The organism is Moorena sp. SIO3I6 (assembly GCF_010672095.1).
Window position 1 is genome coordinate 35,164 of sequence record NZ_JAAHHU010000047.1, and the last position, 8,811, is coordinate 43,974.

Annotated in this window: 6 protein-coding genes; 4 read left to right on the forward strand and 2 right to left on the reverse strand. The window is 41.5% G+C overall.

The window, feature by feature from the left end; all coding sequences use genetic code 11:
- The first annotated feature begins 75 nt into the window (after positions 1 to 75).
- From F6K49_RS15805 to F6K49_RS15815, 3 genes are all read left to right on the forward strand, one after another.
- Entirely contained in the window at positions 76 to 3,318 is a 3,243-nt protein-coding gene (locus F6K49_RS15805) for a tetratricopeptide repeat protein (protein ID WP_293098153.1), read from the forward strand.
- 151 nt (positions 3,319 to 3,469) lie between these two features.
- Entirely contained in the window at positions 3,470 to 3,748 is a 279-nt protein-coding gene (locus F6K49_RS15810) for a type II toxin-antitoxin system RelE/ParE family toxin (RefSeq protein ID WP_293098155.1), read from the forward strand.
- Positions 3,748 to 4,068 carry a HigA family addiction module antitoxin gene (locus F6K49_RS15815; protein WP_293098158.1) on the forward strand — a complete coding sequence of 107 codons (321 nt, stop codon included), beginning with the start codon at positions 3,748 to 3,750 and terminating at the stop codon, positions 4,066 to 4,068. Before F6K49_RS15810 ends, F6K49_RS15815 begins: the two co-directional genes overlap by 1 nt.
- Before the next feature lie 341 nt (positions 4,069 to 4,409).
- On the opposite strand, the gene F6K49_RS15820 is transcribed toward F6K49_RS15815, so the two are convergent.
- On the reverse strand, positions 4,410 to 7,754 hold the full coding sequence (locus F6K49_RS15820; RefSeq protein WP_293098160.1) for a DEAD/DEAH box helicase: 3,345 nt from the start codon (positions 7,752 to 7,754) through the stop codon (positions 4,410 to 4,412).
- 91 nt (positions 7,755 to 7,845) lie between these two features.
- Entirely contained in the window at positions 7,846 to 7,974 is a 129-nt protein-coding gene (locus tag F6K49_RS15825; RefSeq protein ID WP_293098162.1) for a hypothetical protein, read from the reverse strand.
- A 521-nt stretch (positions 7,975 to 8,495) separates the two neighbouring features.
- Between F6K49_RS15825 and F6K49_RS15830 the strand changes: the two genes are divergently transcribed.
- The coding region (locus F6K49_RS15830; protein ID WP_293098164.1) for a GTP-binding protein at positions 8,496 to 8,811 on the forward strand (316 nt) is incomplete at its 3' end.

Below are 8,811 nucleotides of genomic sequence, written 5' to 3' on the forward strand. Positions count from 1 at the left end.
TGATGTGATAAGTAGCCAGTATTAGGGCAGTCCGTCCCGTAACGCACCACCGGGTCAAACTAATCAATGAGTACAATGTCAAGATCAAAGTCACAAAAATTTAGATCAGATGAACAAGAATCCTATCTGAGGTTAAAACGGGATTTATCTTGGCGTGAAGGCTTTGGAATTTTATTTGTGCGGTGTACTCCTGTACAAGAAAAAATAATTATTGAAAAAATTCAACAAGATATTAATGATAAAACGATTGATGTTTTAAAGCTAGACCATTCTATTTATAATTTATATGATCTGATTGAGGAAAACGTTAAAGACAATCCCATTGATATTTTATTTATTAGTGGCCTTGAAAAGTCTTTAGCGTTAGACGATTATATTAAACATACCCTTGAAAACCCTCAAAAATCCTATCCAAAAGATGGGATAGCTAGCTTATTAGGTCATCTCAATTGGCAACGGGAAAGATTTAGAGATGATTTTAATTGCTGCTTAGTGTTTACCGTTAGGAAATATACCTTAAAGTATTTAGTTCGTCGTGCTCCTGATTTTTTTGATTGGCGTTCTGGAGTAATCGAGTTTCCTGTAGATAGAGATATTGATTTGCTTGACTATTATACTCCCTTTCAAGCTGATATTGAGCAGCAAAAACTACAGGACTTATCTCAACATATAGTTTATAGTAGTGACGAGTATTATGACTTGTTAAAAAAGCTCCTCTTGCTAGAGTATGAAAATGATGGCGATTTACAACCTATTCATGATGTTATGGAATCTAATGCTGATAAATTAAATAGCTCTTTTGCCAAAATTTTAGAACAGTGGCTTCTGAATAATTGTGCTGACCTAAAACCTGAAAAACAAGAAGCAATTGCTGGAATAGTAGAAAGTCTTTGTCTTGATATCTATAAATTCCCTTTAGGAAGAAGGGCAAGTAATTTAGAAATAGCCCTTACTGGATTAGAAACTGTTTTACAATTAGGTCTCCGGGAAACTCTATCCCAAGAATGGGCGCAAACTCTACATCATCTTGGTCGTGTTTATCGTAATCGTATTGTTGGGGAAAAATCTTACAATTTAGAAAAAGCGATTGCTTGTTACCAAAAGGCTCTTACCGTCAGAACCTTTGAGGCATTTCCCGAACAATGGGCAATGACACAATATAATCTCGGTAATGCTTACCGTAACCGAATCAAAGGTCACAAAGCACAAAATATTGAAGTTGCCATCGCTTGTTACCAACAGGCTCTTACCGTTTATACCTTTGAGGCTTTTCCCGAACAATGGGCAATGACACAATATAATTTAGGTAATGCTTACCGTAACCGAATTAAAGGTCACAAAGCACAGAATATTGAAGAAGCGATCGCTTGTTACCAAGAAGCTTTAAAAGTTTATACCTTTGAGGAATTTCCTATTGATTGGGGAAGAACAAAAAATAATATCGGTATTGCTTACTCTGACCGAATCAAAGGTCAGCAAGCACAGAATATTGAAGAAGCGATCGCTTGTTACCAAGAAGCTTTAAAAGTTTATACCTTTGAGGAATTTCCTATTGATTGGGGAAGAACAAAAAATAATATCGGTATTGCTTACTCTGACCGAATCAAAGGTGAGAAAGCACAGAATATAGAAAATGCCATCGCTTGTTACCAACAAGCTCTTACCGTCATAACCTTTAAGGCATTTCCCGACAAATGGGCAATAACACAAAATAATATCGGTGTTGCTTACCGTAACCGAATAAAAGGTGAGAAAGCACAGAATATTGAAGATGCGATCGCTTGTTACCAACAGGCTCTTATCTTCATAACCGTTAAGGCATTTCCCGAATATTGGGCAACGACACAAAATAATATCGGTAATGCTTACAATAACCGAATCAAAGGTAAGAAAGCACAGAATTTAGAAAAAGCGATCACTTGTTACAAACAGGCTCTTAGAGTTTATACCTTTGAGGCATTTCCTAAAGATTGGGCAAAAACACAATATAATCTCGGTATTGCTTACGATAACCGAATAAAAGGTGAGAAAGCACAGAATATAGAAGAAGCGATTGCTTGTTATAAACAGGCTCTTAGAGTTTATACATTTGAGGCATTTCCTATTGATTGGGCAATGACAAAAAATAATATCGGTATTGCTTACTCTGACCGAATTAAAGGTCATAAATTACAGAATATAGAAGAGGCGATCACTTGTTTCCAAGAGGCTCTTAGAGTTTATACCTTTGAGGCATTTATCCAAGATTGGGCAATGACACAATATAATCTCGGTATTGCTTACGATAACCGAATCAAAGGTAAGAAAGCACAGAATATAGAAAAAGCGATCGCTTGTTATCAACAGGCTCTTAAAGTTTATACATTTGAGGCATTTCCTATTGATTGGGCAATGACAAAAAATAATATTGGTATTGCTTACTATGACCGAATTAAAGGTCATAAATTACAGAATATAGAAGAGGCAATCGCTTGTTTAAAAAAGGCTTTTAACGTTTATACATTTGAGGCTTTTCCCGAACAATGGGCAATGACACAAAATAATATGGGTAATGCTTACCGTAACCGAATCAAAGGTGAGAAAGCTGAGAATTTAGAAGAAGCGATCGCTTGTTTCCAACAGGCTCTGAAAGTCAGAACATTTGAAGCTTTTCCCCAAGATTGGGCAATGACACAAAATAATATCGGTATTGCTTACTCTGACCGAATCAAAGGTCACAAAGCACAGAATATAGAAGAGGCGATCGCTTGTTACCAACAGGCTCTTAGAGTTTATACCTTTGAGGCATTTCCTGAAAAATGGTCAATGACAAAAAATAATCTCGGAAATGCTTACCGTAACCGAATCAAAGGTCAGAAAGCACAGAATTTTAAAAAAGCGATTGCTTGTTTCCAAGAGGCTCTTAGAGTTTATACCTTTGAGGCATTTCCCGAACAATGGGCAATGACACAATATAATCTCGGTAATGCTTACCGTAACCGAATCAAAGGTCAGAAAGCACAGAATATTGAAGAAGCGATCGCTTGTTACCAACAGGCTCTAACAGTTTATACCTTTGAGGCTTTTCCTGAAGATTGGGCAATGACACAAAAGAATATGGGAAATGCTTACCGTAACCGAATCAAAGGTCAGAAAGCACGGAATCTTAAACTTGCGATCGCTTGTTACGAAGAAGCTCTGGAAGTTTATACCTTTGACACATTTCCTAAAGATTGGATCAGGGTAAACGGATTTAAGTTTATACTAAAATTTACATACATAATATTAACACTAGTATCAAAAATGAAAAAGCTTTTAGGGTGGGCAAAAACTGGTTGATTCTTTTAAAAATTCTAGATCATAGAATTTTGCCCACCCTACTTAATAGCTACTTTAGCATAAAAAAGTCTTTGCATCTTCCAGACTTGACAACTTTAGCGATACCCTGTATTCCATGTTGCATGACAACGGCAAACCGAATATACTATTCATGATACAATCATTTCGCTGCAAAGATACCGAACGGCTTTTCAAAAACTACAGCGTCTCTCGATTTGCCAATTTTAGAACATCTGCTCTCAGGAAGCTTAAAATGCTTAATGCCGCCCATGACCTAAAAGACTTGCGCGTTCCACCAGGTAACAGACTAAAAGCTTTAAAGGGTGATCGCCAGGGTCAGTACAGCATTAGAATCAATGAGCAGCATCGAGTCTGTTTCAGGTGGGAAAATGGAGATGCCTATGATGTTGAAATTGTGGATTATCACTAATGACTACAAAACTTCCCCCTATTACTCCCGGTGAGATTCTTCTAGAAGAATTTATCAAACCATTCGGCATCAGCCAGAATCAACTGGCTAAGGATATCCATGTACCCGTAACACAGGTCAATGCCATCGTAAACGGCAAAAAAACCATTACTACCGATACAGCCCTGAGGCTAGCCAGATACTTCGGTACTACTCCCCACTTTTGGTTGAACCTCCAACAACATTATGAGCTTGAACTAGCCCAAGCAACCCTGGGTGATCAGATTTTGAAAACGATCAAGCCCCTCGCTTCTATTGCGCCAAATGACCATGAAGGGTAAGCAAATTATAGGGCTGCGCCCAGGGAACAGGGAACAGGGAACAGGGAACAGGGAGTAGGGAGTAGGGAGTAGGGAGTAGAAAGGGAGTATGTCAGTTTTGTTCATTCCTGATTCTGATTCCCTGTTGGTTCCCCTTAATAAGGATTGAGATCCCCCTAAATCCCCCTTAATAAGGGGGACTTTTGAAGACTTATACTGATACTTTGACCAGTACAAAAAAACTTTGTAACGGCAGTGATAACAATCAATTTAAGCACTAAAATAGTCAAATATTATCACTGTTCCCTGTTCCCTGTTCCCTGTTCCCTACTCCCTACTCCCTACTCCCTACTCCCTACTCCCTAATCATCAATAACCGCACTCCGGTCAAGCAACACCAAATCCCGCAATTGTTCCGTATTCATTTCCGTCAACCAATCTTCTCCAGCATCTACAGTTTGTTCCGCTAACTGTTTCTTACTTTCAATAATGTCATTAATCTTTTCTTCCACAGTACCAGTACAGATAAACTTATGGACTTGAACATTGCGTTTTTGACCAATCCGAAAGACGCGGTCAGTGGCTTGATTTTCCACTGCTGGATTCCACCAGCGGTCTACATGAAACACATGATTAGCTCTCGTTAAATTCAATCCAGTGCCACCGGCTTTCAGAGACAGAATAAATATCGATGGACCATCGGGGTCATTCTGGAACCGATCAATCATTTCCTCCCGTTGCTTCTTACGAGTTGCGCCATAGAGGAATAACACTTCTTTGCCAAATTTGTGCTCTAAATAGGGTTTCAGCAATTTCCCCCATTCCGAAAATTGGGTAAAAATTAAGCCACGGTCTCCCTCAGAAATCGCCTCTTCTAACATTTCTTCCAACCGTCGTAATTTACCCGACTGCTGGCTAGACATCAACGAATTATCTCCCGTTTTCCCCTTAGTCTTTTTCCCCTTACTCTCCAACAGAGCGGGATGATTACACAGTTGCTTGAGTCTCAACAACAAGGTCAAAATCATGCCCTTGCGCTTAATCCCCTCAGCCTCTTCAATTTGTGCTAAGGAATCATCCACCAACTGTTGATAAACCGTAGCTTGGGCTGCCGAAAGACCACAAAAAACATTCATTTCCTGCTTTTCTGGCAAATCTTGAATAATAGACTTATCGGTTTTGAGGCGACGGAGGATAAACGGTTGCACTAGCGATCGCATGGTCTGCAAGGAATCCCGGTCGCCAAACTTCTCAATCGGTACAGCAAATCGACGTTGGAAGAATTGGCGATCGCCTAAATACCCAGGATTGAGAAAATCGATAATTGACCACAATTCCGACAACCGATTTTCCACTGGAGTACCCGTTAACGCAATCCGAAAGCTAGTGGAAAGTTGCTTCACCGCTTGGGATTGCTTAGCGCTAGGATTCTTAATATTCTGAGCTTCATCCAGCACCACCCCCTGCCATTCCACCCCATCCAGGGTAGTCGCATCCCGATGTACTAAGGAATAACTAGTAATGATCACCTGCTTAGTCTTAACTGCCTTAGCAAAGGTTTTCCCTTTGGAGCGTTTATCCCCGTGATGGACAATAGTTTTCAGGGATGGCGCAAATTTCCTTACTTCCCGTTCCCAGTTTCCTAGCACAGACGTGGGACATACCACTAAGCAGGGTCCATTGAGGGTACCTTCTTCCTGAAGATGCAACAGAAACGCAATCAGTTGTGCGGTCTTACCAAGGCCCATATCATCCGCCAGACAAGCGCCCAAACCCCAACGTTCCAGAAACGCCAGCCAGCCCATCCCTCTAGCTTGATAGGGTCGCAATTGCCCCTGAAAACTAGCTGGTTGAGGAATCGGCTCCAGGGATTGATTCCCCTGTAAGTTAGTAATTAACTCTTGCAACGCTCCCGATGCTTCAAACTTGACTACTGGTAGTTTTGCCAAGGTATTATTATCACCAGTAGTGATCCGCAAAGCATCCTCTACCGACAGAGTCATGTTATCTGTCGAACCCTTAAACATCTCTTGAGCTGCACGGACATCGGACGGTTGTAACGCCATCCATTCCCCATCCACCTCCACTAGGGGAGATTTCAGTGCCATCAAGCGATTAAACTCCCGCTTCGAGATGGTTTTATCTCCAATCGCCAGTTGCCACTTAAACTTCAGTAAGCTTTGGAGTCCTAACCGTTGATTCTTCTTTTGTGGTGGCACTTCCGCCACAAGACTAATCCCCAAGCGTTTGGCTCCCGTGCCTGGTTTCAATCCTGGGGGTAGCACAATACCCAAGCCATTGTTTTGCAACCGCCATGCACTAGCCCTAATGAACTCATACACATCTACTATGGTTAGCTCACAAAACTCAGGACGGGGTTGGTGTAGGCTAGGTTCGATGGGAGGATAGAGTCGAGTCGCTAATCCTAACCCTTTTAGGAAGGTTTCCTGAGGTTGTTCAATAGTTCGTTGCTTAATCTCCAATCGCTCTCCGGAGTAATTCCAGATCGTCTCAGCATCCACCACCAGGTCTGGGTCATCAACCGCTTGTAAGCCATAAGCCAAGCCCCAATTCTCTTGATCAGAGGTAGGAGGTTTCAGGATAAAACAGGTGCGAAACAGGTTGTTGCTCAACCTCTTGGACGTCGGTGTCACTAAATTCTGTTGCACCGGAGTGTTCCAAGTCGAGAGGGCTGCGGCTAATCGACCTAGGGTTGTTGACTCTAGGGCTAGGGTTTCTGAATTATCTGAATTAGAAGAAAGCGATCGCAACCATTCCACCATCGGAGAATCTACTACTGGCACCGACTCACCCTTGACAAAATTCTGCACCTGTGTATTAACCACACTACTCAAGAATCCCAGTAGCAATTCCTGAGCCTTAACCAAATCGGTTGCAGGTTTAAGGTTGGGAGGTTGAAGGTTGGTTGGTTGAAGGTTGGTTGGTTGTAGGTTGGTTGGTTGTAGGTTGGAGCTTTCAAGGGTCAACTGTGGAGAACTAACCTGTTGTGGATAAGCACAGCAAGCCGAGGGCATGAGCTTGATATAGGTTTCTAGACGGACTTGATCGGTAGTACTATCAAGCAGAGGTTGCCAGCAAGCCCTTACCTTACCATCAGGCAATCGGTACAGTCCTGGTAAAAACTTACCCCGATTCAGCAGATCCAAGCTCCAGCGCATCACCTGAGACCAAAAACGCAACTCCCCTCCCAGGTAAGCGTCTGAGCCTTCAAAGGAGCCCAGGGGTAAAGCTTGCAGAAATCTTACCGCTGCCATCGGTTCCAGACTTACCCCTTGCACTTGCCATGGTTGGAATTCCCACTGGGTAGCCTCTGGACTATCGTCTGGACTATCGTCTGCACTATCTAAAAACACTTTGCTAGACAGCACTGGATAAGCTGGTTCACCTTTGGATGATGGTTCAGTAGGTAACAGAACAATTTGAGACTCCCAGGGATGGTGATGCTGTTGAGCGCCACGCTTACGACTACCTGAACGAGCCTTCTCAGACACCTCTAAAAATTGACCAATGGACAGACTACGAGACTCTAAAAAAGACGTCAATTCTTCCTCAGTCATCCCAAAGGGGTGAGATGACATCTCATTGGCAGTTGTTGATATCTGTGCCTTCGTGCGCCAGGTTTCTCCCCAAATAAATAGATGACCACTAGTTTCCCTAGGTATCCAACTGCCATGTAACGTTGCCATAATAAGTATTGTGTCTTTTTCTGTTATCTAGTCCAGGTTTTGTCGATCAAATTGGCTGAATTTCTCCCTTCGGATTAACAGCTATAGTATCTTAATAGATTTTAAAACAAAGGGAGTAGGGAGTAGGGAGTAGGGAGTAGGGAGTAGGGAGTAGGGAGTAGGGAGTAGGGAGTAGGGAGTAGGGAACAGGGAGTAGGGAGTAGGGAACAGAAATTATCACAATTAATTTAGGATTCCTATAGGGAATTGATGTGATTGGAATTGAGGTAAGCAAAATTAAATTAGTTTAGCTGATCCGGCGATATTAGCCCCAGATAATTTACCGTTATATTAAGATATATTCGATTATTAAAAAATTAGATATAGACTAGTATAATTCAGCAATATTTATGATAACATAAAACGGTTAAATACTTTGAGATAGTACTGAAAAAAATTGTTAAAATTTAAGTAAAATATATGTCTATTAGTGATAGTATTCAGTAGGATTGAAAGTCTTAAAAACCGCTGATGTAACTCCACACTAAAATTGGTCAGTGTGAAAAACCAAGCAACCCTAGGGCGTGTTTTCAAAGTTTTCCGCAAGATTTAGATCCCCCCCAGCCCCCCTTAATAAGGGGGGAGCCATTCTCAAAGTCCCCCTTTTTTAAGGGGGATTTAGGGGGATCTCCGAGGCAAGAAAACACGCCCTAGGGGGGCGAAAATTGCTGTAATTAACTAATTCATTTTACTCAAAAATCCATGGTTGCAACTACTGTAAATAACGCTATACCCGTCACGGTTTTAACTGGCTATTTAGGAGCCGGAAAAACTACCTTACTCAACCATATCTTGACCTACGAGCATGGAAAAAAGGTAGCGGTAATTGTTAATGAATTTGGGGAAGTTGGTATTGATAATAAGTTAGTGATAGATGCCGATGAAGAAATATTTGAAATGAACAACGGTTGTATTTGCTGTACCGTGCGGGGAGATTTAATTAGAATCATCGGTAACTTGATGCGGAGACGGGATAAGTTTGACCATTTAGTGATTGAAACCACTGGGCTTGCTGATC